Source organism: Allopontixanthobacter confluentis (assembly GCF_009827615.1).
Classification (GTDB): domain Bacteria; phylum Pseudomonadota; class Alphaproteobacteria; order Sphingomonadales; family Sphingomonadaceae; genus Allopontixanthobacter; species Allopontixanthobacter confluentis.
In genome coordinates this window covers 55,510-78,762 of sequence record NZ_WTYU01000002.1, presented here as the reverse complement: position 1 = coordinate 78,762, position 23,253 = coordinate 55,510, and the positions used below count along the sequence as shown (strand labels likewise).

24 protein-coding genes, 1 tRNA gene and 1 pseudogene are annotated in these 23,253 nt (G+C 59.7%); 17 read left to right on the top strand and 9 right to left on the bottom strand.

Annotated elements, in window-relative coordinates; genetic code table 11:
* Nucleotides 1-7 precede the first annotated feature (7 nt).
* The 11 genes and pseudogenes from hisA to pal form a co-directional block, all read left to right on the top strand.
* Nucleotides 8-724, top strand: a pseudogene (gene hisA / locus GRI44_RS08690) (1-(5-phosphoribosyl)-5-[(5-phosphoribosylamino)methylideneamino]imidazole-4-carboxamide isomerase); the annotation flags it as partial.
* An 80-nt stretch (nucleotides 725-804) separates the two neighbouring features.
* Nucleotides 805-1,566, top strand: a complete 762-nt coding sequence (hisF, locus tag GRI44_RS08685; RefSeq protein WP_160601437.1) for an imidazole glycerol phosphate synthase subunit HisF — start codon at nucleotides 805-807, stop codon at nucleotides 1,564-1,566.
* Nucleotides 1,567-1,636: 70 nt separating this feature from the next.
* The gene (locus tag GRI44_RS08680) at nucleotides 1,637-1,846 is read left to right on the top strand and encodes a PEP-CTERM sorting domain-containing protein (RefSeq protein WP_232843087.1); all 210 of its coding nucleotides are present in this window, start codon (nucleotides 1,637-1,639) and stop codon (nucleotides 1,844-1,846) included.
* Between the two features lie 91 nt (nucleotides 1,847-1,937).
* Nucleotides 1,938-2,294, top strand: a complete 357-nt coding sequence (locus tag GRI44_RS08675; protein ID WP_160601436.1) for a phosphoribosyl-ATP diphosphatase — start codon at nucleotides 1,938-1,940, stop codon at nucleotides 2,292-2,294.
* Entirely contained in the window at nucleotides 2,284-2,664 is a 381-nt protein-coding gene (locus tag GRI44_RS08670; RefSeq protein ID WP_160601435.1) for a histidine triad nucleotide-binding protein, read from the top strand. Before GRI44_RS08675 ends, GRI44_RS08670 begins: the two co-directional genes overlap by 11 nt.
* Nucleotides 2,665-2,757: 93 nt before the next feature.
* Complete coding sequence (locus GRI44_RS08665; RefSeq protein WP_160601434.1) at nucleotides 2,758-3,240, top strand: YbgC/FadM family acyl-CoA thioesterase; 483 nt, start codon at nucleotides 2,758-2,760, stop codon at nucleotides 3,238-3,240.
* Nucleotides 3,237-3,950, top strand: coding sequence for a protein TolQ (gene tolQ, locus GRI44_RS08660; protein ID WP_160601433.1), 714 nt, complete (start codon nucleotides 3,237-3,239; stop codon nucleotides 3,948-3,950). Before GRI44_RS08665 ends, tolQ begins: the two co-directional genes overlap by 4 nt.
* A complete protein-coding gene (locus tag GRI44_RS08655) occupies nucleotides 3,950-4,420 on the top strand; it encodes an ExbD/TolR family protein (protein WP_160601432.1) in 471 nt (156 codons plus the stop codon). Before tolQ ends, GRI44_RS08655 begins: the two co-directional genes overlap by 1 nt.
* An 11-nt stretch (nucleotides 4,421-4,431) precedes the next feature.
* Complete coding sequence (locus GRI44_RS08650) at nucleotides 4,432-5,331, top strand: energy transducer TonB (RefSeq protein WP_160601431.1); 900 nt, start codon at nucleotides 4,432-4,434, stop codon at nucleotides 5,329-5,331.
* A 3-nt stretch (nucleotides 5,332-5,334) separates the two neighbouring features.
* A complete protein-coding gene (tolB, locus tag GRI44_RS08645; RefSeq protein ID WP_160601430.1) occupies nucleotides 5,335-6,714 on the top strand; it encodes a Tol-Pal system beta propeller repeat protein TolB in 1,380 nt (459 codons plus the stop codon).
* A gap of 57 nt (nucleotides 6,715-6,771) precedes the next feature.
* Nucleotides 6,772-7,290, top strand: coding sequence for a peptidoglycan-associated lipoprotein Pal (pal, locus tag GRI44_RS08640; protein WP_160601429.1), 519 nt, complete (start codon nucleotides 6,772-6,774; stop codon nucleotides 7,288-7,290).
* Here the strand turns inward: pal and GRI44_RS08635 are convergent, their stop codons facing one another.
* On the bottom strand, nucleotides 7,291-7,479 hold the full coding sequence (locus GRI44_RS08635) for a hypothetical protein (protein WP_160601428.1): 189 nt from the start codon (nucleotides 7,477-7,479) through the stop codon (nucleotides 7,291-7,293).
* A 160-nt stretch (nucleotides 7,480-7,639) separates the two neighbouring features.
* Here GRI44_RS08635 and GRI44_RS08630 point away from each other — a divergent pair, with 160 nt between their 5' ends.
* A complete protein-coding gene (locus tag GRI44_RS08630) occupies nucleotides 7,640-8,173 on the top strand; it encodes a J domain-containing protein (protein WP_160601427.1) in 534 nt (177 codons plus the stop codon).
* 152 nt (nucleotides 8,174-8,325) lie between these two features.
* Here GRI44_RS08630 and GRI44_RS08625 read toward each other — a convergent pair whose 3' ends face one another.
* The 6 genes from GRI44_RS08625 to pdeM form a co-directional block, all read right to left on the bottom strand.
* A complete protein-coding gene (locus GRI44_RS08625; RefSeq protein ID WP_160601426.1) occupies nucleotides 8,326-10,947 on the bottom strand; it encodes a TonB-dependent receptor plug domain-containing protein in 2,622 nt (873 codons plus the stop codon).
* A 12-nt stretch (nucleotides 10,948-10,959) separates the two neighbouring features.
* Nucleotides 10,960-11,148 (bottom strand): hypothetical protein, encoded by a 189-nt coding sequence (locus GRI44_RS08620; protein ID WP_160601425.1) that lies wholly within the window; start codon nucleotides 11,146-11,148, stop codon nucleotides 10,960-10,962.
* Nucleotides 11,135-12,454, bottom strand: coding sequence for a cystathionine gamma-synthase family protein (locus GRI44_RS08615; protein ID WP_160601424.1), 1,320 nt, complete (start codon nucleotides 12,452-12,454; stop codon nucleotides 11,135-11,137). The genes GRI44_RS08620 and GRI44_RS08615 overlap by 14 nt, the downstream gene beginning before the upstream one ends.
* 141 nt (nucleotides 12,455-12,595) lie before the next feature.
* Nucleotides 12,596-14,008 carry an SLC13 family permease gene (locus GRI44_RS08610; RefSeq protein WP_332872392.1) on the bottom strand — a complete coding sequence of 471 codons (1,413 nt, stop codon included), beginning with the start codon at nucleotides 14,006-14,008 and terminating at the stop codon, nucleotides 12,596-12,598.
* A gap of 215 nt (nucleotides 14,009-14,223) precedes the next feature.
* Complete coding sequence (infC, locus tag GRI44_RS08605) at nucleotides 14,224-14,742, bottom strand: translation initiation factor IF-3 (protein ID WP_160601422.1); 519 nt, start codon at nucleotides 14,740-14,742, stop codon at nucleotides 14,224-14,226.
* 137 nt (nucleotides 14,743-14,879) lie between these two features.
* Nucleotides 14,880-15,608: a ligase-associated DNA damage response endonuclease PdeM gene (pdeM, locus tag GRI44_RS08600; RefSeq protein WP_160601421.1), complete on the bottom strand. Its 729-nt coding sequence runs from the start codon at nucleotides 15,606-15,608 to the stop codon at nucleotides 14,880-14,882.
* 146 nt (nucleotides 15,609-15,754) lie between these two features.
* On the opposite strand from pdeM, the gene hemF reads away from it, so the two are divergent.
* From hemF to GRI44_RS08580, 4 genes are all read left to right on the top strand, one after another.
* Nucleotides 15,755-16,624: an oxygen-dependent coproporphyrinogen oxidase gene (hemF, locus tag GRI44_RS08595; RefSeq protein WP_160601420.1), complete on the top strand. Its 870-nt coding sequence runs from the start codon at nucleotides 15,755-15,757 to the stop codon at nucleotides 16,622-16,624.
* Nucleotides 16,625-16,777: 153 nt separating this feature from the next.
* On the top strand, nucleotides 16,778-18,691 hold the full coding sequence (locus GRI44_RS08590; protein ID WP_160601419.1) for a M1 family metallopeptidase: 1,914 nt from the start codon (nucleotides 16,778-16,780) through the stop codon (nucleotides 18,689-18,691).
* A gap of 200 nt (nucleotides 18,692-18,891) precedes the next feature.
* Complete coding sequence (locus GRI44_RS08585; RefSeq protein WP_160601418.1) at nucleotides 18,892-20,982, top strand: RelA/SpoT family protein; 2,091 nt, start codon at nucleotides 18,892-18,894, stop codon at nucleotides 20,980-20,982.
* Nucleotides 20,979-21,350, top strand: a complete 372-nt coding sequence (locus GRI44_RS08580) for a VOC family protein (RefSeq protein ID WP_160601417.1) — start codon at nucleotides 20,979-20,981, stop codon at nucleotides 21,348-21,350. The genes GRI44_RS08585 and GRI44_RS08580 overlap by 4 nt, the downstream gene beginning before the upstream one ends.
* Here GRI44_RS08580 and GRI44_RS08575 read toward each other — a convergent pair.
* Together GRI44_RS08575 and GRI44_RS08570 are read right to left on the bottom strand one after the other, a co-directional pair.
* Nucleotides 21,347-21,748 (bottom strand): META domain-containing protein, encoded by a 402-nt coding sequence (locus GRI44_RS08575; RefSeq protein WP_160601416.1) that lies wholly within the window; start codon nucleotides 21,746-21,748, stop codon nucleotides 21,347-21,349. The two genes, GRI44_RS08580 and GRI44_RS08575, sit on opposite strands and share 4 nt — an antisense overlap.
* 46 nt (nucleotides 21,749-21,794) lie before the next feature.
* Entirely contained in the window at nucleotides 21,795-22,859 is a 1,065-nt protein-coding gene (locus GRI44_RS08570; protein ID WP_160601415.1) for a peptidylprolyl isomerase, read from the bottom strand.
* Nucleotides 22,860-22,987: 128 nt separating this feature from the next.
* Between GRI44_RS08570 and GRI44_RS08565 the strand changes: the two genes are divergently transcribed.
* Nucleotides 22,988-23,077 (top strand) — tRNA-Ser (locus GRI44_RS08565).
* The last annotated feature ends 176 nt before the right edge of the window (nucleotides 23,078-23,253 follow it).

The following is a 23,253-nucleotide window of genomic DNA, read 5'->3' as shown; positions in this document are numbered from 1 at the left end:
TTCTGGCATGATTGTTTTTCCCGCCATCGACCTCAAGCAGGGTCAAGTCGTGCGGCTGGCCGAAGGCGATATGGACCGAGCGACCATTTATGGCGATGATCCGGCGGCGCAGGCAGTGCTGTTTGCGGAGGCTGGCGCGCAGCATCTTCATGTTGTCGATCTGGACGGGTCTTTCGCCGGGCGGGCTGAAAACCGCGCCGCGGTAGAAGCAATCGTCGAGGCATTCCCCGGCCATGTGCAACTGGGCGGCGGCATCCGCACCCGCGAAGCTGTGGCAGGCTGGTTCGAGCTTGGCGTGTCCCGCATCGTGATGGGAACAGCGGCGTTGAAAGACCCGCAATTCGTCAAGGACATGGCGAAGGAATATGCCGGCGGCATCGTGGTTGCAGTGGATGCCCGTGATGGCCTGATCGCCACCGAAGGGTGGGCAGAAGTGTCCGATGTGAGAATAGAGGATATGGCCCGCCGGTTCGAAGATGCCGGCGTTGCCAGCCTGCTGTTCACCGATATTGGCCGCGACGGGCTGCTGAAGGGCTGCAACATCGACGCCACGGTCGAACTGGCGCGGCGCACCGATATGCCAGTGATCGCCAGCGGCGGGGTCAAGGGGCTGGATGATATCCACATGCTGTCCATCCACGCGCATGAAGGGATCGAAGGCGTGATCACCGGCCGCGCCCTGTATGACGGGCGGCTGGATCTGGCGGCGGCCCTGGCGATGGCGGGCAGGTCCAACGCGGGCCGGTCCAACGCGGGCCGGTCCAGCGCGGGCCGGGCAGGGTCCGGCCAGGCCTAGAGCGTATCATGACTGTCCGTATCCGCGTCATTCCCTGTCTCGACGTGGCCGATGGCCGCGTGGTCAAAGGCGTCAATTTCGTTGACCTCAAGGATGCTGGCGATCCGGTGGAACAGGCGCAGGCCTATGATGCGGCGGGAGCGGATGAATTATGTTTCCTCGATATATCGGCCACTCACGAAGGGCGCGGGACATTGCTCGATATTGTGCGGCGCACGGCAGAAGTCTGCTTCATGCCGGTCACGGTGGGCGGCGGTGTCCGCAAGGCGGAAGATGCCCGTGCCTTGCTACTGGCAGGCGCGGACAAGGTTGCGGTCAACAGCGCGGCAGTGGCGCGGCCCCAAGTGGTGGCGGAAATCGCGGAGAAATTCGGTAGCCAGTGTGTTGTCGCATCCATCGATGCACGCCAGACTGCGCCGGGCCGGTGGGAAATTTTCACCCATGGCGGCAGGCAGGCCACCGGGATTGACGCAGTTGAACATGCCATCAGCCTGGCCGGGCTGGGCGCGGGGGAATTGCTGGTCACTTCGATGGATGGTGACGGGACCAGGGCGGGCTATGATCTCGACCTGACCCGAACCATTGCCGATGCGGTTTCCGTGCCAGTCATTGCCAGCGGCGGTGTGGGTACGCTGGATCATCTGGTGGAAGGCGTAACCAAAGGGCACGCAAGTGCAGTGCTGGCAGCGTCCATTTTCCATTTTGGCGCCTATACAATTGCCGAGGCACATAGCGCCCTGCGCGCAGCAGGCCTGCCTGCGCGCGGCTGAGTTTGGTCCCGCTGCGGGACTCATGAAAAATGGTTATTGCAGAATTTACCATTTCGCACACAGCGCCCCCATGCCCGTCCGTCTGATTGCCCGCCTTTGCCTGTTCATCCAGTTGTTTGTCGCAGTGTCGTGGGCATCTGCGGCAAATGCCGCCGGTTTCGCGGATATTCCCGAACCCAGCAATCTGGCGCTGATGGCGCTGGGCATTGCCGGCATGGTCATTGGCCGCCGCGCGGCCCGTTCGCGGGTCCGCCGCGCGGATCATTCCGCCAGACCCTAATCTAGATGGCCCTAATCTAGATGGCCCTGATCGAGCAGGTCCTCATCAAGCCGGTATTGACCCCGCAGGCAGGGCCATTCATGGATGGCCGATGGATACGCTTTCCCGCCTCGAAACCACTGTCAAACAGCGCCTCGGCGCAGATGCAGGCAGCAGCTATGTCGCGCAGCTTCATGCGCGAGGGCTACCGGTCATGGCCCGTAAACTGGGCGAAGAAGCTGTCGAAATGGTGGTTGCCGCCCTTTCCGGCGATCGAGCGGAACTGGTCGGCGAGGCTGCCGACGTATTGTTTCACCTGACTGTGCTGTTGGCGGAAAAAGGCGTTCCGCTGGCAGAAGTGATGGCTGAACTGGATCGCCGCGAAGGTACGTCCGGGCTTGATGAAAAGGCCACCCGGCAGCCAGAAAACCAGGATAATTCCGCAGCGGGGGCCAACGATGGCGATTGACGCGACCCGGCCGTATGATGACCAGAACATCTTTGCCAAAATTCTGCGCGGTGAAATTCCGTCGACCAGAATATACGAGGATGAATGGGCCTATGCCTTTCCCGACATCAATCCGCAGGCGCCGCTGCATATTCTGGTCATTCCCAAAGGCGCATATGTCAGCTGGGATGATTTTTCAGCTGCTGCCCCGGCCGAGGAAATCGCCGGGTTCATCCGCGCAGTAGGCCATGTGGCACGCGAACATGGGCTGGTTGAGCCGGGCTACCGCCTGCTGGCCAATATTGGCGGACATGGCGGACAGGAAGTGCCGCATCTGCATGTCCACCTGTTTGGCGGGCAGCTGCTGGGCCCCATGATTGTTCGCAGATAATCGCGAAATCGGCACGAGTGGGCGACAAGCGAGGGCAGTGCGCGGCAATGTATTGCCCTGCCAAACACGCTTCCGCTAAGGGGCCTGTCTGACATGGATAAATCCCTCACGCCTCAAGGCGGCCGTTTCGATGGGCCACTTCACCAGTTTGCGGTGCGTGTCTATTACGAAGACACGGATCTTTCCGGCATTGTCTACCATGCCAATTACCTTCGCTGGTTTGAACGGGCGCGGTCCGATATGCTGCGCGTGCTGGATATTGACCAGCGCGCCGCCATCGAAGCGGGCGAAGGCGCCTATGCAGTGGCGGACCTCCATATCCGCTATGCACGTCCGGCCAGACTGGATGATGATGTGCTGATTGAAAGCCGCTGCACCCAATTGCGCGCCGCTTCTGTGCGGATGCACCAGCGTGCATTTCGCAGCTCCGAATTACTGGCCGAGGCGCAATTGCGGGTCGGTTTTGTCGCCCCTGATGGCAGGCCCCGCCGCCAGCCGCAGGAATGGCGCGATGCCTTTTTGCCTGTTCTTTCCCCTGTTTTCCCCTCCGTTCTTTCCCCGGATACACCCCAATGACCGAACTTTCCCTGCTGGCTGCGGCCCCTGCGCTTGCGGGCGCATCCGACCATCTGGACCCGCTCAAACTGTTTCTGGATGCCGATATCGTCGTGCAAGTGGTGATGGCAGGGCTGCTTCTTGCCAGCGTGTGGGTGTGGACCATCATCATTGCGTTCAGCGTCCGCTTTGCCGGGGTAAAACGGCGGTCGGCCAAGTTTGAGGACGAATTCTGGAAAGTCGATGATTTCGATGCGTTCATGAAAGAACGCGGCCGGCGCGATATCCCTTCGGCGCGGGTCGCATCATCGGCCATGGCGGAATGGCGCAATTCCACCCGCGGCAAAGCGCTGGACCGGGATGGCACGCGCCAGCGGCTGGCCAGCGCGCTGGAAAGCCAGGTCGCGCAGGAAGCAGACAGCCTTGCAGACCGGCTGAATTTCCTCGCCACGGTCGGCTCTGTGGCCCCCTTTGTAGGCCTGTTCGGCACGGTCTGGGGCATCATGAACAGTTTTTTCCAGATCGGCATGCAGCAGAACAGCTCGCTCGCGGTGGTGGCGCCGGGTATTTCCGAAGCCCTGTTTGCCACGGCCATTGGCCTGTTTGCCGCTATACCGGCAGTCATTGCCTATAACCGGTTCAGCCATTCGGTGAATTCCTTCGAGGCCAAATTGAACCGCTTTGCTGACCGGTTCCATGCCAGTCTCAGCCGCGAGCTGGAACGCGGCTGATGGCTATGGGCGTATCAGGGGGATCATCGGGCGGCGCCCGCGGACGCCGCGGCGGGGCCAGAGGCGGGCGCCGTGCGCCCATGGCAGAAATCAATGTCACTCCCTTTGTGGACGTGATGCTGGTGCTGCTGATCATTTTCATGGTCACAGCGCCGCTACTGGCCGCAGGGGTGCCGATTGATCTGCCGGAAAGCCGCGCCAATGCGCTGGCGCCGGATCAGGACCCGGTGACGGTCAGCATTGACGGGCAGGGGTACATCTACCTTGGCGAAGAACGGCTGGCGGTTGGCGAACTGCCCGACCGCCTGGCCAACATCCAGCCCAATCCTGATGGCAGCCTGCCGCAAGTGACTTTGCGGGCAGACCAGAAGCTGGAATACGGGCGGGTGATGGCCGTGATGGGCGAACTCAATCGCTCTGGCTTCAATGCCATCTCGCTGGTCACCAACGGTTCAGTTTCGGACCCATAGGCCAACCTTGCATGGCTCTTAATTCGCTCCGCACTGATGAACGTCTCGGCCTTGGCATTGCCGTGGTGCTGCATGTGGCGCTGGTGGCCGCGCTCGTCCTGCAGCCGGAAAATGACACCGCCGCGCCGCTGCCTGAACGCATGACGGTCACTCTTTCGACCGAAGTCAGCCTGGCAGATACGGCGCCGGACCCGGTGCCGGTCAGCAGGGCGGCAGTTGCGCCGGTCATTTCTGACGCTCCGCAGCCTGCGCCCCCGGTTGAAAAACCGGCCGAGCTGATCCCTGCGCCGCAACCCGTCGTTGCCCCTGCGCCGCCTGTCCCAAGGTTGCGGCCAGACCGGCAGGTGCAGCCCAAACCGGCCCTTGCGAAAACTACTGCCAAGCCTGCACCTGCAAAGCCGGCACCTGTGAAATCCGCTCAGGCCAAAACTTCGCCCGCTAAAGCTTCATCTGCAAAGGCAGCCCCTGCCAAAGCGGCCCCGGCCAAACCCGCTGCTGCAAAACCTGCCACCGGCTCCAGGATCGGGGCCGATTTCCTGCCAGGTGCGGGCGATAATACGGCCACCAAAGAAACCCGCGTTCCTGCATCGCAAATCGGTGCCAGCGCCAAGGCATCTCTGGCTCAGTCCATCGCACGGCAGTTGAAACCGCACTGGAATGCGCCGCAAGGTGCCGATGCGGAACAATTGGTCACCATTCTGGCCTTCAATCTCAATCAGGATGGCAGTCTGTCTGGACGGCCAAGAGTGGTAAGCCAGTCGGGCGTGACCGATTCCAACAGCCCGCAAAAGGACTTGCACGCCGAACGGGCCATTCGCGCCGTGCAACTGGCAGCACCGTTTGATTTGCCGCCCGAATATTACGAAGCGTGGAAGCGCGTCACTTCTTTCCGGTTCGACAGGAAACTTTGATCGATGAGAAAATTGCTGGTTCTGTTCACATTCCTTGCCGCTGCTCCGCTGGCGGCGCAGGATCTTGGCTCTGTTCTGCCGCCTGACGGGCAGGTGGAAACGATTGAACAGGAAGGCGGCCTGACAGGGTCGGTTTCTGATGAAAGCGAATGGCAGGATCTGGGCATCGCAATCCCCGGCTTTGCCACGGACCGCGATGCGCCGACTGCGGCCAATGCCAGCGGCACTGCTGCATTGGGCAAGGAACTGGCCCGCGTCATTACTGCCGATCTGAAGAACAATGGCCTGTTCAAGCCTGCTGGTCCTGATGGCTTGCCGCAGCCCGCATTTGCGCAGATTACCGCGCCTTCATGGTCCAACTGGTCCAGTCGCAGCGCCGAAATGCTGGTGCATGGCTATGTGAAGGCAGGGGCTGATGGCCGATTGACCGTGGGCTGCTATCTTTATGATGTGTCGCTGCAAAATGAACTGGTCCGTGCCGGCTGGGTTGTCCCGCCGCGTGACTGGCGCCGTGCTGCGCATAAATGTGCTGACCTTGTCTATTCGCGCCTGTCGGGGGAAAGCCCGTTTTTTGACAGCCGCATTGCTTATATCGCCGAAACCGGCCCCAAGGATAACCGTACAAAACGCCTGGCGATCATGGATTCCGATGGCGCCAACCACCGCTTCATCACCACCGGGCGTTCCACCGCGCTGACACCGCGCTATTCGCCGGATTATCGCCGCCTGCTCTATCTCAGCTATGTCGACGGCAATCCGCGAATCTATGTCTATGACATTGGCACGGGCAAACAGACGCTGGTGACGCAGAGCAACAATCCCACCTTCGCACCGCGCTGGTCGCCTGATGGACGGTGGATTCTCTATTCCATGGCGATTGCAGGCAATACCGACATTTACCGCGTGCCGGCAGATGGCGGGCAAAGCGTTCGCCTGACGACCACGCCGGGCATTGATATTGGCGGGTCCTATTCGCCCGACGGCAGCAAGATTGTCTTTGAAAGCGACCGTTCAGGCAGCCAGCAGGTCTATGTGATGAATGCGGATGGATCAGACCAGAAGCGCATCAGTTTCTTTGGCGGGCGTGCTGCCACCCCGGAATGGAGCCCGCGCGGCGACCAGATTGCCTTTACCCATATCGCCGGTGATTTCCGCGTCGCGGTGATGAGCCCGACCGGCGCAAACCGGCGCTATCTGACCGATAGCTGGCAGGATGAAGCACCCACCTGGGCGCCCAATGGCCGCATCGTCCAGTTTTTCCGCACGGAACGCGGTTCTGGCCGGACATCCTTGTGGCAGGTTGATCTGACGGGCCGCAACGAACGGCGTCTGGCGACGCCTGCTGATGCTTCCGACCCTGCATGGGGTCCGGTGCTGCCATAATATACTGACCTTGCCAGATGGCAGGTCGGGCCGATAACAAAGTCAAAGGAGAAGCCCATGAACCGCAATATCGTAATCGCTGCCATCATGACCGGCACGTTCGCGCTGGCAGGTTGCAAGACCGCCGCTCCCAAACAATTGCCGCCGCAGCAGGCAAGCACGATGCCTGATGAAACCGATGCCTTGCCGCCAGTGGAAACAGGTGCGTCGCTTGGCACACAGGCGCATTTCGAAAGTGCGGTGAATGGCCAGAATGTCGTCTATTTCGATACAGACCGATATAATATCGACAGTGTGGATGCAGCGGCCCTGCAGACGCAGGCACAATATCTGATGCAGCACACAAGCATTACCGTCACCGTGGAAGGCCATGCTGACGAACGCGGAACGCGCGATTACAACCTTGCGCTGGGTGAACGACGCGCCAATGCAGCCAAGAATTATCTGGTCGGGCTGGGCATCCCTGCCAGCCGCGTCGGCACTGTCAGCTATGGCAAGGAACGCCCGGTTGCCATCGGGTCCGATGAAAATTCGTGGGCGCGCAACCGCCGTGCGGTCACCGTGGTGATCAACTGATCAGCGAAACTTCAGCGGGCTGAACATGGATGGCGCGGCGGGATTGCCCGCTGCGCCAGTCATGGCACCAGCGGATACGGCATCAGGCTTCGCAATTCCCGCCGCATGCGGCGTTGCGGTAAAAAACAGCGCGAATGCCGCCATTGTCATGACGGAAAAAGCAACTGCTGTGCCAAGCTGTTTGCTCATGATGGTCAAAACTTTCCGGAAGAATGTGCGATTGCACCATTTATGTGCACTGCAACATAAATCTTAACATCGGATTTGTTTCCCGTAAATGGAAACCTTTGGTGGCGAAAATAGGCGGCAATCCCTATTATAAGCCCCCTATGACCAGAAAAATTTCCCCATGGTAGGTGCCCGCAGATCAAACGACTGGGGCTTTCCGCGCTGGCGCAGTTATGGCAGCGAACAGGCCGCCACAGCGCAGCGCACGTGTGATCGCCACTTGTGCGACGAACCCGGCCTGTGCCCCGCGCCCAAGGCATCCAACAGCCCTGACCGCTGGTATTTCTGCCAGAAGCACGCTGCGGAATATAATTCCAAATGGGATTATTTCGAAGGGCTGGACAAGGCAGAAGCCGCTGAACGGGCCGCGAACGAGCAGCGCGATAATTCAGGCTATGCCGAAGCATCCCATTATGGCTGGGCAGGGTCCGGCGATGGCAGCCGCAGCAGCGACGAAATGCGCGCGCTGGCGGTGCTGGAACTGGAAGCCGATGTCGAATTTGAAGCGATCAAAAAGGCATTCCGCGCAAAAGCCAAGCTGGTCCATCCTGATGTGAAGCCAGGCGACAAGGAAGCGGCAACCCAGTTTCAGGCCATCCAGGTGGCTTATGAAGTGCTGAAGCAAGCCGAAGACCGCCGCGAGTGGAAGGGCTAGGGCCAGCCCCGCCATTGCGCAGCAGCGTCAAGGAACAGGCCGCAACGAAAAAGCCAGTAATGAAAAAGCCAGTAATGAAAAAGCCAGTAATGAAAAAGGCGGCAGGGACATTGTCCCCGCCGCCTTTTCTTATGCGCTGATGCTGTGCAGGATCAGAAGTTGACCGCCACACGGGCATACAGGAACCGGCCGCTGAAGCCGAAAGGCGACTGCGAGGAATAAGGCAGGAATGAATTGTTGAGGCCGTAATTCACGCCATCAACCACACCGAAAGGAAGGCGGTCGGGATAGACATCGAACAGATTGTTCGCGCCAATCGCCAGTTCGATGACGTCTGACGGTTTAGCCCGCAATTCCAGATCGGTAACCCATTTCGGCTTGAGAGTGATGTCACCAGGGGCATCACCCATTGCCACGGTAATGTCATCACGCTGCGGGGATGAAACGCCCGATGGCAGGAACACATCGCCAAAGCGGTTGGTGCGCGCAGTCAGGCCGAAAATACCGTAATCCCAGTCCAGCCCGATGTTCAGCTTGTCCTTCGGCTGGCCATCAGTCAGGCGGAACGATTCCTGCCGGGCAAACAGGCGCTGCGCGGTGAAGCCTGAAAATTCACGCCGATCAATGATCTTCGTATCGGTCTTGTTATAGCCAACTGTCAGCCGCAGATCGCCCATGCCAAAGTCAGGCACGCGGTAGCTGCCGACAATGTCGATGCCCTGTGTGCGCGTATCAATGCCGTTGATGAAGAACCGCGCCGATGTGACACCGGTGATGCCAGCGGCAGTCAGGGTGGAGACGACATCGTTGCCCTGAAGGTTTTCGGTAAGGGTAATGCGGTCCTTGATGCGGATGTTGTAATAATCGACTGTCAGGCTGAGACCATCGACCAGGTTGATCGCGACACCGCCACCGAAGTTAAGCGATTTTTCGGCATCAAGCGGCTCTGACCCCAATGCGATTGCCACCGGCGATGCAACAGGGAATGTACCTACTTCGATCAGCTGGCCGCCGACATTGTTTGTGGATGTGGTGGAGAAAAACTGTTGGGCAAGGCCAGGTGCGCGAAAGCCGGTGGAGACCGAACCACGCAGGGCAATGCCTTCAATGGGTTCATAGCGTGCCGCAAACTTGCCGTTCACCGTATTGCCGAAGTCGGAGAAATGTTCGAACCGGCCAGCAACCTGCATGTTCAGCGCATCGGTAATGTCTGCATCCAGCTCGACATATCCGGCGATGGAATCGCGTGATGCATCAATCGCATTGTTGGGGCGGAAGCCCGGGAAAACCTGCGAACCACCCGGCGCACCATTGGTGAACGAAAACGGTCCGTTGATGTAGCTCTGTAATTCGCCGGGAATGATCTTGTAGTTTTCATCCCGATATTCCCCGCCAAACGCGAAAGATACGCTTTTGGCAAAACCGATTTCGATGTCTTTCTGCAAATCGAGATTGAACGAAGTCTGGCCCGAACGCAGCCCGCCAGCATCGAAGCGCCGCTGGCTGACAATCCCGCCAAGCGATGTGTTGAAGCTGTTTTCGACATCATAATCCAGTCGGTTGGTGCCATAGACAACCGAGAGATCAGTATTGAATCCAGCCAGATCGCCGCGGATGCCGACTGCGCCGGAAATATCGCGGATTTCACTGACGATGATCGGCAGGAAGCCATCGGCATAATAGGGCAGCGCGCCATTGGCATAATCGCGGTTGCGCGCGTCCAGCGAGCGGCGGTAGAAACCGGCGCCGTTGGCATCGCGCACGCCATATGTGCCGAAGGTGTAAAGTTCCCACGCACCGATGTCGGCGCCGGCATTGACGACGAAGTTGAGGTCCTTGGACTCGCCATCGCCAAACCGGTGCAAATAGCGCGAAATGGTGGTTTCGCGCGGATCACCCGTGCCGCTATATTGACGCCGCAGATCCGGGCCGGAACGGTTGGTTGGCGAACGATCCTTATATTCGGCAGTGAAGTTCAGATAGCCGGTGCCGCCCACTGGCAGGCCGATGTTGGTTGCGATTGTATAGGTTTCACCATCGCGGCGTTCGCGATCATCGCCGGTAAAGGTAATGACGGGATCGCCTGATGCGGTGGTGGTCGGCGCCACGCTGGCCACTTCGTCCACACCGCGCAGGGTCGTTACATATTTGCCGTAGCTTGCCACCGCGCGTCCGCCCTGGCGTTTTTTCAGCTGTACGTTGATCACGCCGGCAATGGCATCAGAACCGTAAAGCGAGGATGCACCGTCACGCAGGACTTCGATCTGTTCGATCGCGATGGATGGCAGGGTGTTCATGTCCACCGCTGCCGAACCGCGGCCGATTGAACCGTTGAGGTTGAGCAGCGAAGACATATGGCGGCGCTTGCCATTGACCAGCACCAGAACCTGGTCGGGCGAAAGACCGCGCAGCGTTGCAGGCCGCAGCGAATCCGTGCCGTCAGTCAGCGATGGCTGGGGAAAGTTGAACGAAGGAACCAGATTATTGAGCAAGCGGTTGGTTTCGGTCGAACCTGAATTCTGCAGCGCTTCACCGCCAATCACATCAATCGGGATGGGGCTGTCGGCAATCGTCCGGTCAGTCCGGCGCGAACCCAGAACCACGATTGTATCGGCATAATCACCCGTGGTGACAACCGTGTCTTCCTGCGTTTCAGCAGATTGAGCGAAACCGGCAGAAGACCAGACCAGGCACAGCGCAGAGGCAGAAAGGCCAAGAACCCTCGTAGTGCGCGAGATTGTGGCGCGCGAGGTTGCAGTGAGTGACGAACGCATTTGATTTCCCCATCAGATTAATGACGGCAAAACTAAAAGATTTGTGATGTTTTCAAATGCCAAAAACAGCTTTGGCGAAATAATATTATTATGAGCGGGGTTTTGTGATGCTTTTGCAACAAAAAATGCACCGGCCAGATGGCTGGCCGGTGCATTTTGGAGGCGCGATTTCAAGCCGGAAAGCCGGTCAGACCTTGCCAAGCGCCTGATCGAAATCGGCAATCAGATCGTCCGGGTCTTCGATGCCTATGGAAATGCGCACCAGATTATCCGTAATCCCAAGCGCAGCCTTGCGTTCATCCGGCACCGAAAGATGCGTCATGGCGGCAGGCAGGCTGGCCAGTGTTTCCGTACCGCCCAGGCTGACAGCCAGTTTGGCAATGGTCAGATTGTCGAGGAAGCGGAATGCCTCTGCTTCGCCGCCCTTGATGAACAGCGAGAACGTGCTGCCGGCGCCCGAACAATGACGTTCGAAAATATCCTTCTGGCGCGGATCGGAAATAAAGCCGAGATAGCCAATGCCATCGACCTTGGGGTGGTCACGCAGGAAAGCGCAGACTTTTTCCGCATTTTTGCCAGCCCGTTCCATCCGCAATTCCACCGTTTCCAGGCTGCGCAGCAGCATCCATGCGGTGTTGGGATCGCAAATGCCGCCCATGGTGTTACGCAGGGCGCGCACCGGGTCCATCCATTTTTTCGCGCCCGCTATGCTGCCTGCCACAAGGTCGGAATGGCCGCCGACATATTTGGTCAGCGAATAGACGACGATATCCGCGCCATTATCCAGCGGGCGCTGCCACAGGGGGCCAAGGAAAGTGTTGTCGATGGCAATCGGCGGGCCGTCAGCTGGAAACGCCGCATTGCGGGCGCCGTGCATGGCTTCGATATCGACCAGCGCATTGGTCGGGTTGGCCGGGCTTTCGAGGTAGATCATGGCAACCTTGCCGCCGTTTTCAGCTGCCTGCGCCTTGGCCCTTGCCAGCACATCATCCATTTCCTCGCGCGTCGCGCCTGCGGCGAAGTCGATGTAGGTGATGCCGAATTTGGACAGAACCTTGGCTACAAAGCCTTCGGTTGCCGCGTAAAGCGGGCCGGAATGGACGATGACATCGCCCTGTTCGCAATAGGCCAGCAGCATCACGGTAATGGCAGTCATCCCGCTGGAAAATGACAGCGCATCTTCTGCCCCATCCCAGATGGCGAGGCGATCTTCGAGGATTTCCTGGTTGGGACCGTTGAAGCGGGAATAGACCAGCCCTTCCGCGCCGCCCGGGCGCTTGCCGGTGATGCCTTCAAAGTGGCGCTTGCCCGCAGCGGCATTTTCGAATGCGAAGGTGGAGGTGAGGAAAATCGGCGCTTTCAGCGATCCTTCGGACAGGGCGGGGTCATAACCATGGCCCATCATCAGCGTTGAAGGTTTCAGCGGGCGGCCTGCAATGGTGGTGATTTCAGGCTTGGGTTTACGGCGCGGAGTGGGTGTTTCGACAGCATCGGTTGCATCGGTCATGGACGCGTTCTTCCTGGTGTTACGCTCCTAGGAAGGCAGAAGCTGATGAGGGCGCGGCGGCCAGGGTTCCTAACCTCCGCAGGAACGCATCTCCACCAACGACCAATATTGCGCAAGTAGTATCGCCTGAAACGATATTGTTCAACCAGCCAGAAGGGCGACTATCCACACGATTGCGACAATCAGAAACACCCCGATCACGTCCAGAACAAGGCCTGCGCCCACCATGCGGGGAAGGGCAATTCTGCCAGTGGCCCAGGCAATGGCATTGGGGCCGGTACCTGCCGGCAGCATGAAGCCCCAACTGGCCGCCAGCGCAGCAGGCATGGCCAGCAGGATAGGGTCTGCCCCCAGCACCGCCACCAGGCTGGCCACCACCGGAATGATGGCGCTGGCCGTGGCAACATTGCTGGCAAATTCGGTAATCAGTATGACCATGCCCACCAGTGCGAGGGCAACCAGCAGCAGCGGTACCGCACTGAGCGGCAGCAGCGCATCGCCAAGCCAGGTGGCAAGGCCTGATGCGCCCATGCCCGCGGCCAGTGCCAGGCCGCCGCCAAACATCATGATGACGCCCCATGGCGCGCGGTCCGCTTCTTTCCACACCAGCAGGGTTCTGCCGGTGCCATCGGGCAGGATGAACAGCATCAGGCCGGCGGCCACGGCAATGGTGCCGTCTGTCAGTGATCCTTCAGGCAGCAGCGGTTCGGTCAGCGGCTGGGTCATCCACAGCAGAAACGTGATCGCAATCACCGGCACCAGCCGGCGTTCCGGCGTGGTCCATTGGCGGTCTGTTGCAATGGCATCGCGCGCCGCTGACAAATCGAACGGATGCGCGCGCACATTCTGCACGCGGCTGATGATATAGGCGGCCACCGGAACGCCCACGATCACGATTGGCAGGCCATACAGGCTCCATTGGGCAAAGCTGATTTTCACGCCGATGGTGCTGTCCAGCAGGCCGACAGCAATGGCATTGGTGGGCGATCCGACGATGGTGCCAAGCCCGCCAATCGACGCGGCAAAGGCAATGCCCATAGGCAATGCGCCCGCCAGCCCCGTGGTGTCGTCATCGGCAAGCCCGCCGCCGGCCAGCACGGCAATGGCCATGGGCATCATGATCAGCGTGGTCGACGTGTTGGAAATGACCATCGACAATATGGCTGCTGCCACCATGAAAGCCAGCAGCAGCCGCGCTTGCCCGCCGCCGGTACCGATGGTGTTCAAAATCCATACGGCCAGCCGCCGGTGCAGGCCGGTCCGCTCTATCGCCAGCGCAATGAACGCGCCGCCCAATATTAGGAACAGGATGGGCGAATAATAGGCACTGGCAGTCTCATTGGCGGACAATACGCCAGCAAATGGCAGCACGAGGAAAGGCAACAGCGCTGTAGCGGTGAGGGGGATGGCTTCGGTCATCCACCATGCGGCCATCCACACCACCAGACCGGCCACCAGCCACGCGGCCTGCGGCATGCCTTCAGGGGGCGGCACAATGAGGGTGATGGCAAACGCCAAGATGCCGAAAATAAAGCCGATGCGGCGTGCAGTCACCCGTGTTCTCCCCAACCCGTGCCCCGTGCCTAGCAACCGCGAGGCACGGGGCCAACAAGAAAGCCGGATTGCTCCACCGCCTTCCAGCAGGGCAGGCCAACGCATGGGGCGACAGAAGGGGGGCGGGGAGAGGGATGTCGTTGGTTAATGCAAAAAAGGCGCGCCTTGCGGCACGCCCTTTTCAAACCTGAATTTTTCAACCGGATTACTCCGGATTACTTAGGCGACAGCACCATCAGCATCTGCCGGCCTTCGAGGCGCGGGAACGCTTCGATCTTGGCGATTTCTGCCGTGTCGTCCTGCACCCGGCGGAGCAGATTCATGCCCAGTTCCTGATGCGCCATTTCGCGTCCACGGAAACGCAGGGTGATTTTCACCTTGTCGCCATTGTCGATGAACTTGGTCACATTGCGCATCTTCACGTCATAATCATGCGTGTCGATGTTGGGCCGCATCTTGACCTCTTTAATGTCCTGCGTCTTCTGCGTCTTGCGCGCGGCGTTGGCCTTTTTCTGCGCTTCGAAGCGATGCTTGCCGACATCGAGATATTTGCACACTGGCGGATCGGCGTTGGGCGAAACTTCAACCAGGTTAAGGCCCAGCATCGCTGCTGCCTCAATGGCTTCATTCGTGTACATCACGCCGACGTTTTCGCCGGTTTCGTCAATGACGCGGACCTTGTCCGACTGGATCATGTTATCGTAGCGCGGGCCGCTCTTTACGGGCGGGCTCATCGAGCGCCGGGGTGGACGGGCTATGGGGCAGTCTCCTGAATTTGTTTCTAACGAGGCTGCTACTTAATGCGTAATCGGCCCAAGCGCTAGGGGTTCTGCGGAATTTGGCACGATTTCCTGCCGCTGTTGAATTGGGGTTACGCCCCGCTGGCAGCGCCCTCTGCCGCCCCGGCCGGGTGGGGGCTGGTCCACAAGGAAAACTGCACCAGTTTGCCGCCTGCCGGCAGCATGGCATGAATGGTGCTGGCAGGCTGCATCGCTTTCAATATTGCCGGATCTGCCGCGTCCATTCCGCCCGTCAGCGCGCCGAAAGCGGGCAGGATCATGCGGCCGGAACCCGAAGCATCCCGGCTGACAACCGCGCAAGGCCGCCGGATTCGGCGCTGCCGGACAGTGATGTGCAGGCGCGGATGATAGTGGCCGGAAAATTCGGGGCGGGTTTCGCCGGCCTTGGCCTGATGGCGCAGGACCATACCGGCCACTTCCAGTTCATGCGCCAGCGTTCCGCCGGCCTGCGCTTCCATCGCATGATCGTGATTGCCGGTAATCCACACCCAGTCAGTCGCCCTGGTCAATGCGGCCAGCATGCCCGCGGCATGGGGCTCCAGCCTGCCGGTGCCGGCATTATCATGAAAATTATCGCCCAGGGTGAACACCCGCCGTGCGCCTGTTTCGCGAATCGCCAATGCGACCCGTTCCAGCGTTTCACGGCTGTCATAAGGCGGCAGCATCTGGCCATGGGTCGCATAAAAGCTGGCCTTTTCCAGATGCAGGTCAGCCACCAGCAGCGCATTTTCACGCGGCCAGAACACAGCGCGGCCCTCTGTCAGGAAAAATTCTTCATTGGCGAACGAAAGGGGAACCATGCGCCCCACTTGCCGCAGGGGTTTCAAATTGGCAAGGCAGCAGGCAGAGTTGACCTGCGTCAAAGTGCGTCCTTGTGTAAAATTGCATTGGGTCTGCACCAGCAAAGCGGCCAGCGCCGCGCCCGACCTGAAAAGATTTGAGGACCATGACCCAAGCCCCCCATCCTGATATTCAGCATACCGTCCGCGCAAAGGAATGGTTCGAAACCCTGCGCACCGATATCTGTCGGGAATTTGAACAGATCGAGCGGGAAGCTGGCAGCGATGCCTGCTTTGAATATACGCCGTGGCAGCGCGAGGAGGACGGCAATGAAGACCCCGGCGGCGGCGTGCGCGCGGTGATGAAAGGCAAGGTGTTTGAAAAGGTCGGCGTGAATGTTTCGACCGTAAGGGGCAATTTTGCGCCGGATTTTGCTGCTTCTGTAAACGGCGCCAGCGCGGATAACCCCGGTTTTTGCGCCACGGGCATCAGCCTGGTGGCACATATGGCCAACCCCCATGTGCCAGCCGTGCATATGAACACCCGGTTCCTGACCACGGGCAAAAGCTGGTTTGGCGGGGGCGCCGATCTGAACCCGCCCATTCCCTACGAAGAGGATACGGCGGATTTTCACGCTGCCTTCCGCGCCGCCTGCGCGGGCCATAATCCCACCTATTACGACCGCTTCAAGAAATGGGCTGACGACTATTTCTATATCCCCCACCGCCAGTGCCACCGGGGTGTGGGCGGGATTTTCTATGATCATCTGGAATGCACAGATGATGCATCATGGGAACGCAATTTCACCTTTACCAAGGATGTGGGCCAGACCTTTCTGGGCATTTATCCCAAACTGGTGCGCCGGCGCATGGACAGTGAATTTACCGATGCAGACAAATTGCAGCAATTGCAGTGGCGTGGGCGCTATGCCGAATTCAACCTGGTGTATGACAGGGGCACCTTGTTCGGTCTCAAGACCGGCGGCAATATCGACGCGATCCTGATGAGCCTGCCGCCAGAAGCGGTGTGGAGCTGACCGCCTGACCCACCCCGCATATGGCAATCGTGAGGCACTGCAAGCACTTGCGCACAGTGGCTGGGTGCGGCATCCCCATGGCTGAACTGGCTTCAGCTGCCCGAAAGATGCAGTGTGGCAGGCATGAAGCCCATTTAATTACCGGAGAATTTGATGCGTAATCTGGCCCCGTTGTCCCTGCTTTTGCTGAGCGCCTGTGCGGTGCCCGCAGCCACGCTGCAAACTGCACCCCTTTCGTCCAAGGCCACCCCAATGGTTTCGCCGGTTCTGGCCAGCGCCGATGCGGCAGACCCCTATAGTTATGCCCGGCCTGAAATTGCCCGCGTTACCCATGTGGCGCTGGATCTGGCGCTTGATTTTGACGCGCGGCAGGTCAGCGGCACAGCCGCGCTCGACATTCTGGCAAAGACGGGTGCCGACACGGTGGTGCTCGACAGTAACGGGCTGGAAATCCTCTCGGTCAAGGATCGTTCGGGCACGGCGCTGCCTTATACGGTGGGCGCGCAGCAGGCGGGCAAGGGCGCGCCGGTTACGGTAACCATGGGTGATGCCCGCACCATCGTGATCACCTATGTTGCCCGCAATGCAGAAGCGTTGCAGTGGCTGGTGCCTGAACAGACGGCCGGCGGCAAACATCCCTATCTGCTCAGCCAGGGCCAGCCCACGCTCAACCGCAGCTGGATCCCTACGCAGGACAGCCCCGGCATCCGCCAGACATGGGATGCGCGCATTACCGCGCCGCAGCCGCTGACGGTGGTAATGTCCGGCCTCACCGCATCGCCGCCGGTTGCCGCTGGCGCAGGCCGCCGTGCCTTCCGCTTTACAATGGACAAGCCGGTCGCGCCGTACCTCATTGCCATTGCCGCAGGGGACATTGCCTTTCGCGAACTGGGCCCGCGCACCGGCGTATGGACCGAACCTGTCATGCTGGACCGGGCGGCTGCCGAACTGGCCGATACCGAAAAGATGGTGGACGCAGCAGAGGCGCTTTACGGCCCCTATCGCTGGGGCCGCTATGACATGATCGTTCTGCCTCCCAGCTTCCCTTATGGCGGCATGGAAAACCCGGTCATGACGTTCCTGACCCCCACATTCATTGCCGGTGACCGCAGCCTGACCGGCCTTGTCGCTCATGAACTGGCGCATAGCTGGTCGGGCAATCTGGTAACCAATGCCAACTGGTCTGACAGCTGGCTCAACGAAGGTGTGACCAGCTATTTCGAGAACCGCATCGTCGAAAAGCTGTACGGCACGCGGCGTGCCGAGCAGGAAGCTGCCCTCAGCTTTGCATCTGCCGAAGAAGCGCTGGCAGAAGAAGGCAGTGATGCCCCCATTACCGCGCTGCATCTCGCCCCGGCGCAAGCCACGCCTGATGGCGGAGCTGGCGGCATCATCTATGACAAGGGCGCAGTGTTCATGCGCACTGTAGAAACCATTGTCGGGCGCGAGAAATTCGACGCCTATCTGCGCAGCTGGTTTGACCGGCACGCGTTCCAGCCTGCCACATCGGCCATGTTCCTGGCCGATATCCGCGCCAATCTGGTGAAGGGGGACGCCGATCTTGAACGCAAACTGATGCTGGATGCGTGGGTTTACGAACCCGGCCTTCCTGCCAATGTGGCGCGCCCGCAGGCATCCGCCTTTGCCGCAGTGGACAGCGCAGCTGCGGCCTATGGTGCCACTGGTCGCGTGTCCAAGGCAGCCTGGGCTGGGTGGACCACGGCGGAACGGATGCGTCTGCTGGCCAAATTGCCGCGCGACCTTTCACAGCAGAAGCTGGCGGCGCTCGATGCTGATCTGGGACTGTCGCAATCGGGCAATAATGAAATCCTGTTTGCCTGGCTCGAACTGGCTCTGGGCAACCGGTATGCACCGGCTGTGCCGGTGGCGGAAAAATTCCTCGCCACGGTGGGCCGCCGCAAATTTGTCGCGCCCCTGTTCGAAACCTTGATGAAAGAGGGCGAATGGGGCGGGCCCATTGCGAAGCGGATTTATGCCGATACGCGAAGCGGCTATCATTCGGTGACGCAAGGCACGGTGGACAGGCTGGTTCTGACCGAAAAATAATCCGCGCTCCAGAACTGAAAATCGGATTACCCCATTCAGGCAGCGCGGCGCCACGGCGCTGTCGCCGCCTGAATGGGGCGCTTCCGACCATTCCGATACGCAGCGGAATGCCCACCAGATAGTAATTTTGTTGCAAAACCTGCAACAACAATGCGCTTTGTGCTTGCCCTGCGCGCAACAATCCGCACATTTAGGGCCATATGCTTCGCCAGTATGAACTTGTAGAGCGGGTCAAGGCCTATGCTCCTGATGCCGATGAGGCTCTGCTGAACCGCGCCTATGTCTATACCGTGCAGAAGCACGGCACCCAAAAGCGCGCTTCGGGCGATCCCTATTTCAGCCATCCGGTCGAAGTGGCCGGGCTGATGACTGATCTGAAGCTGGATCAGGAAACCATCATCACTGCATTGCTGCATGATACGGTGGAAGATACGCTGGCGACGATTGATGACATCAGGGCCAATTTCGGCCCGGAAGTGGCGCGGCTGGTCGATGGTGTGACCAAGCTGAGCAAGATCGAAGCCATGCCCGAAGATGAACGCGCGGCTGAAAACCTGCGCAAGTTCCTGCTGGCGATGAGCGAGGACATCCGCGTGCTGCTGGTCAAGCTGGCGGACCGGCTGCATAATATGCGCACCCTGCATTTCATCAAATCACCCGACAAGCGCCGCCGCATCGCGCGCGAGACAATGGATATTTACGCCCCGCTGGCAGAACGTGTGGGCATGTATGAATATATGCGCGAAATGCAGTTGCTGGCATTCGAGCAAGTGGAGCCGGAAGGCTACCAGACCATTACCGGCAGGCTGGAACAGATCCGCCGGCAGGATGGCGGGCAGGTGGATTCGATTGCCCTGGCGATCAAACAGGCGCTGGCAGAAGCGGGCCTGAAAGTGGAAGTGTGGGGCCGTGAAAAGCACCCCTATTCCATTTGGCGCAAAATGGCTGAACGCCATGTCAGCTTTGAACAGGTGACCGACATCATGGCATTCCGCGTCATCGCGGAAAACGAGGCGGATTGTTACCGCGCGATGGGGGTGCTGCACCAGACGTGGCAATTCATTCCCGGGCGGTTCAAGGATTATATCTCCACGCCCAAGAACAACGGTTATCGCTCACTGCACACATCGCTGATCTATGAAAATTCGATGCGCGTCGAAGTGCAGATCCGCACGCGCGAAATGCACCGGACCAATGAATTCGGCCTTGCTGCCCACTGGGCATACAAGCAGGGCGACAGGCCCGATGGCGCGGTGGGCTGGCTGCGGGATCTCATTGAAATTGTCGATGCCAGCCATGACGCGGAAGAATTGCTCGAACATACGCGGCTAGCCATTTACCAGGACCGGATTTTCGCCTTCACCCCCAAGGGCGCGCTGCATCAATTGCCCAAGGGGTCAACGCCGGTCGATTTCGCTTTTGCCGTACATACCGATCTTGGCGCTCAGACGCTGGGTGCCAAAATCAACGGGCGGCATATGCCGCTGCGCACCCCGCTGGGGAATGGCGATGTGGTGGAAATCATCAAGGGCAAGAAGGCAGAACCGCAGCTGTCATGGCTGGGCTTTGTCGTCACTGGCAAGGCGCGGGCAGCGATCCGGCGGTCTGTCCGTTTGAAGGAACGGGCCGAAGTTGCGCTGATCGGCAGCAAGCTGTTTGATGAAATTGCCGCCCTTTTGCCTGCCAAAATCGGCAAGAAAGCCATCCGCGAAGCCGTAAAACGCCTCGGTCTCGAAGATGAAGAAGCGCTGATGTATGCCATCGGCTCTGCCAAGCTGGAAGACCGCGAGGTGATGGAAGCGCTGGTGCCGGGAAGCACTGCAGAATTGCCCGACCGGACGGACTGGTCAGGGCAGGAACGCGTAATTTCCATCCGCGGACTGACGCCGGGTGTCGGTTTTCAGCTGGCGGAATGCTGCCGCCCTGTTCCGGGCGACCGGATTGTGGGCCTGCGTAAAGCGGGCGAGGGCGTGGAAGTGCACGCCATTTCCTGCTTCAGCCTGGCCAGCGGCATTGACGCGGACTGGCTGGACCTGTCGTGGGGTAACCGGTCGGTAGGTGCGCTCGGCAGGCTGCGGATCACCTTGTATGACCGGCCCGGCACGCTGGCGGAAATGGCCGGCATTTTTGCCCAGAATGTCGCCAATGTGAAAATGCTGCAACAGGTCCAGCAGGACCATCCCTTTTCGACCTATGAAGTTGATCTGGAAGTGCAGGATCTGGCGCATCTCACGCGCATTACCAGCGCGCTCAGGGCCAGCGATGCCGTGGCGCAAGCGGACCGGATATGACGGATGGGTCGGTCATCGGCATTGACCATGTGCAACTGGCCATGCCTGCAGGCAGCGAACAGCAGGCACGCGCATTTTATGTCGATGTGCTAGGTCTGGTCGAGGTTTCCAAGCCTGCCGATCTGGCCGTGCGGGGCGGGTGCTGGTTTACAGGCGGCGCCGCGCACATTCATCTGGGCGTGGAGGACCCGTTTTCTCCAGCCAGAAAAGCCCATCCCGCGCTGCTGGTGGATGATCTTGGCCAGATGGTTGCCCGGCTGGAAAGGCGCGGTGTCGCCATTGCGGCAGGCAAGCCTCTGGCAGGATATGAACGGTGCGATATTCACGACCCGTTCGGCAACCGCATAGAGTTGATGCAGCGGCTTTAAGTTTCGCTTCGCGATAATGTGCCGCTGTGCGCGCCATTGGTGATGATCAGCCTGTCCGGACCAGAAAGTGACATGGCGCTTGCCCTTGTGAACGGGCCGCGTGCCAGTTTGTTATAGACGCTGCGCAATGCGCTATCCTCGCAAGCTGCAAGCGTGGTGACGATGCTGGCACCTTCGCCGCTGCTGCGCCACCAGCTGTTACAATCATCACGGCCGCTCGTGATGTTGCCCCAGCGGATTTCGACGGTGAAATTTCGCTGCGCTACTGATGTTCCATCAATCGTCTGAAACTTCCAGCTGCCATCAAGTTGCGGCCCGGTCAGCCTGTGCCACAAATCCAGCCGCTGAGGGTCCAGCCCGCCAAAACCGAGAAATGCGGCCAGGGCCAGTCCCGCCATGGTAACCCACGCCAAACGCTGGTTATGTTGCTTGCTGTCGCGCAATTCAGTCCGCGCTCATCCGCCTTACGGGCACGGGAATGTTGCAGATATCAGCCCCGCCAGCAGGCACAATGAAAAACGGATCGCGCCGGTTGGACCGCGCATCGGCATAATCGGCGAAGCTGACGCTCTGGGTGGACAGATATTCGAAAGCCGGCCTGTCCACAGGTGCCAATTCGCTAGCCAGCCGGATGGACACGATCGGCACGCGCTTTGACGGGTCTTCATAAAAACCCAGCCCGCCTTTTCCGCGCGGCAGGCTGGACATATGCTCGATCCCCTCGATGACCCGGCCCACCAGTGCAATATTGCGGTCAAGATGGCGCGGTGCATGGCCGATCACGACGTAAAGTTCAGCCCCGCTGCCCGCATCGGGTGCATAGCCCCGGCCAACGCCGACCATGCCATAGCAATGCACCGGCCAGGCAGCGTCCTTGTCCAGCGCGATTGGCCACCCGTTTTCAAAGGTGGCTGCGCCGGCGTATGGGTCCTTGCGCACGGTGACCAGTGGCGGAATCGGGCGCGTAATGACGATTGTGTTCTTGCCGGGATTGGCGCGTTTCGCTGATGCGGCCTTGGCCCGTGATGCTGTATTGGCTGTTTCTATCGCGGCGCGCTCTCTGGCAGTGTCCAGCAGCCGGGCGCGGATGGCCTTGAACCCTTCGCTGTCAGCGCCGGTCTCATAGCCATCCTTCGATGTGGCCAGAATGCCTTCGGGCAAGGGCTTTTCTTCCGTGGGGTCGCCCCATTGGACCACATAATTGTCCTGCACCCGGTTGATGCTGGTGTTGTCCCACCAATGATCGCTTGCCAGAGTGCGGATATTGCTGACCCACCGCTGGCTGAATGGTGCGGGCAGCAATTGGATAATCACTTGCCGGGCAGTGCCTTCAGCATCAGCCGCCAGCGTCATCACCAGCAAGTCCTGCGGTGCAATGGCAGTCCACTCGGCTGGTTTTGCCGCTTCGACAATTTCTGACGGGGCGGGCGCGTCCTTTACTGCCTGTTCCTGCGCAAACGCAGGGGCCGATAGACACAGGGCGAGGGCGGTGATGACGATGTTTTTCATGAACAACCTGTGCCACCGCGCAACGCATCAGGGAAGGGCCTGTAACAAAAGGTGATACATCGGCTTGCGCATTGCCCGCTGCCAAGCTAGGGCGCGCGTCTTGCCGGGGCACAGCCTGTCAGGCATGCGGAGACGTGGCCGAGTGGTCGAAGGCGCACGCCTGGAAAGTGTGTAAAGGGGTAACTCTTTCGTGGGTTCGAATCCCACCGTCTCCGCCAGTTGCTGTTTCAGGCAATCCTCAGTCATTCAAAATCTTTTTTAAAGTAGAGGGAATTAGCCGTTAATTCGGCACTCGCTAACCCTTGTTGTTCCTGCGCAGCCGCGTTTCGATGTGGAAGTAAGTGTGGGAGCAGTGCATTGGGCAAGCTTACGGCAATATCGGTAAAAGCGACAA

Excerpts from the sequence above, each read along its gene's own strand:
- hisF (WP_160601437.1), top strand. The coding sequence starts at position 805 with ATGACTGTCCGTATCCGCGTCATTCCCTGTCTCGACGTGGCCGATGGC.
- GRI44_RS08680 (WP_232843087.1), top strand. The coding sequence starts at position 1,637 with ATGCCCGTCCGTCTGATTGCCCGCCTTTGCCTGTTCATCCAGTTGTTT.
- GRI44_RS08675 (WP_160601436.1), top strand. The coding sequence starts at position 1,938 with ATGGATACGCTTTCCCGCCTCGAAACCACTGTCAAACAGCGCCTCGGC.
- GRI44_RS08670 (WP_160601435.1), top strand. The coding sequence starts at position 2,284 with ATGGCGATTGACGCGACCCGGCCGTATGATGACCAGAACATCTTTGCC.
- GRI44_RS08665 (WP_160601434.1), top strand. The coding sequence starts at position 2,758 with ATGGATAAATCCCTCACGCCTCAAGGCGGCCGTTTCGATGGGCCACTT.
- tolQ (WP_160601433.1), top strand. The coding sequence starts at position 3,237 with ATGACCGAACTTTCCCTGCTGGCTGCGGCCCCTGCGCTTGCGGGCGCA.
- GRI44_RS08655 (WP_160601432.1), top strand. The coding sequence starts at position 3,950 with ATGGCTATGGGCGTATCAGGGGGATCATCGGGCGGCGCCCGCGGACGC.
- GRI44_RS08650 (WP_160601431.1), top strand. The coding sequence starts at position 4,432 with ATGGCTCTTAATTCGCTCCGCACTGATGAACGTCTCGGCCTTGGCATT.
- tolB (WP_160601430.1), top strand. The coding sequence starts at position 5,335 with ATGAGAAAATTGCTGGTTCTGTTCACATTCCTTGCCGCTGCTCCGCTG.
- pal (WP_160601429.1), top strand. The coding sequence starts at position 6,772 with ATGAACCGCAATATCGTAATCGCTGCCATCATGACCGGCACGTTCGCG.
- GRI44_RS08635 (WP_160601428.1), bottom strand. The coding sequence starts at position 7,479 with ATGAGCAAACAGCTTGGCACAGCAGTTGCTTTTTCCGTCATGACAATG.
- GRI44_RS08630 (WP_160601427.1), top strand. The coding sequence starts at position 7,640 with ATGGTAGGTGCCCGCAGATCAAACGACTGGGGCTTTCCGCGCTGGCGC.
- GRI44_RS08625 (WP_160601426.1), bottom strand. The coding sequence starts at position 10,947 with ATGCGTTCGTCACTCACTGCAACCTCGCGCGCCACAATCTCGCGCACT.
- GRI44_RS08615 (WP_160601424.1), bottom strand. The coding sequence starts at position 12,454 with ATGACCGATGCAACCGATGCTGTCGAAACACCCACTCCGCGCCGTAAA.
- infC (WP_160601422.1), bottom strand. The coding sequence starts at position 14,742 with ATGAGCCCGCCCGTAAAGAGCGGCCCGCGCTACGATAACATGATCCAG.
- pdeM (WP_160601421.1), bottom strand. The coding sequence starts at position 15,608 with ATGGTTCCCCTTTCGTTCGCCAATGAAGAATTTTTCCTGACAGAGGGC.
- hemF (WP_160601420.1), top strand. The coding sequence starts at position 15,755 with ATGACCCAAGCCCCCCATCCTGATATTCAGCATACCGTCCGCGCAAAG.
- GRI44_RS08590 (WP_160601419.1), top strand. The coding sequence starts at position 16,778 with ATGCGTAATCTGGCCCCGTTGTCCCTGCTTTTGCTGAGCGCCTGTGCG.
- GRI44_RS08585 (WP_160601418.1), top strand. The coding sequence starts at position 18,892 with ATGCTTCGCCAGTATGAACTTGTAGAGCGGGTCAAGGCCTATGCTCCT.
- GRI44_RS08580 (WP_160601417.1), top strand. The coding sequence starts at position 20,979 with ATGACGGATGGGTCGGTCATCGGCATTGACCATGTGCAACTGGCCATG.
- GRI44_RS08575 (WP_160601416.1), bottom strand. The coding sequence starts at position 21,748 with ATGGCGGGACTGGCCCTGGCCGCATTTCTCGGTTTTGGCGGGCTGGAC.
- GRI44_RS08570 (WP_160601415.1), bottom strand. The coding sequence starts at position 22,859 with ATGAAAAACATCGTCATCACCGCCCTCGCCCTGTGTCTATCGGCCCCT.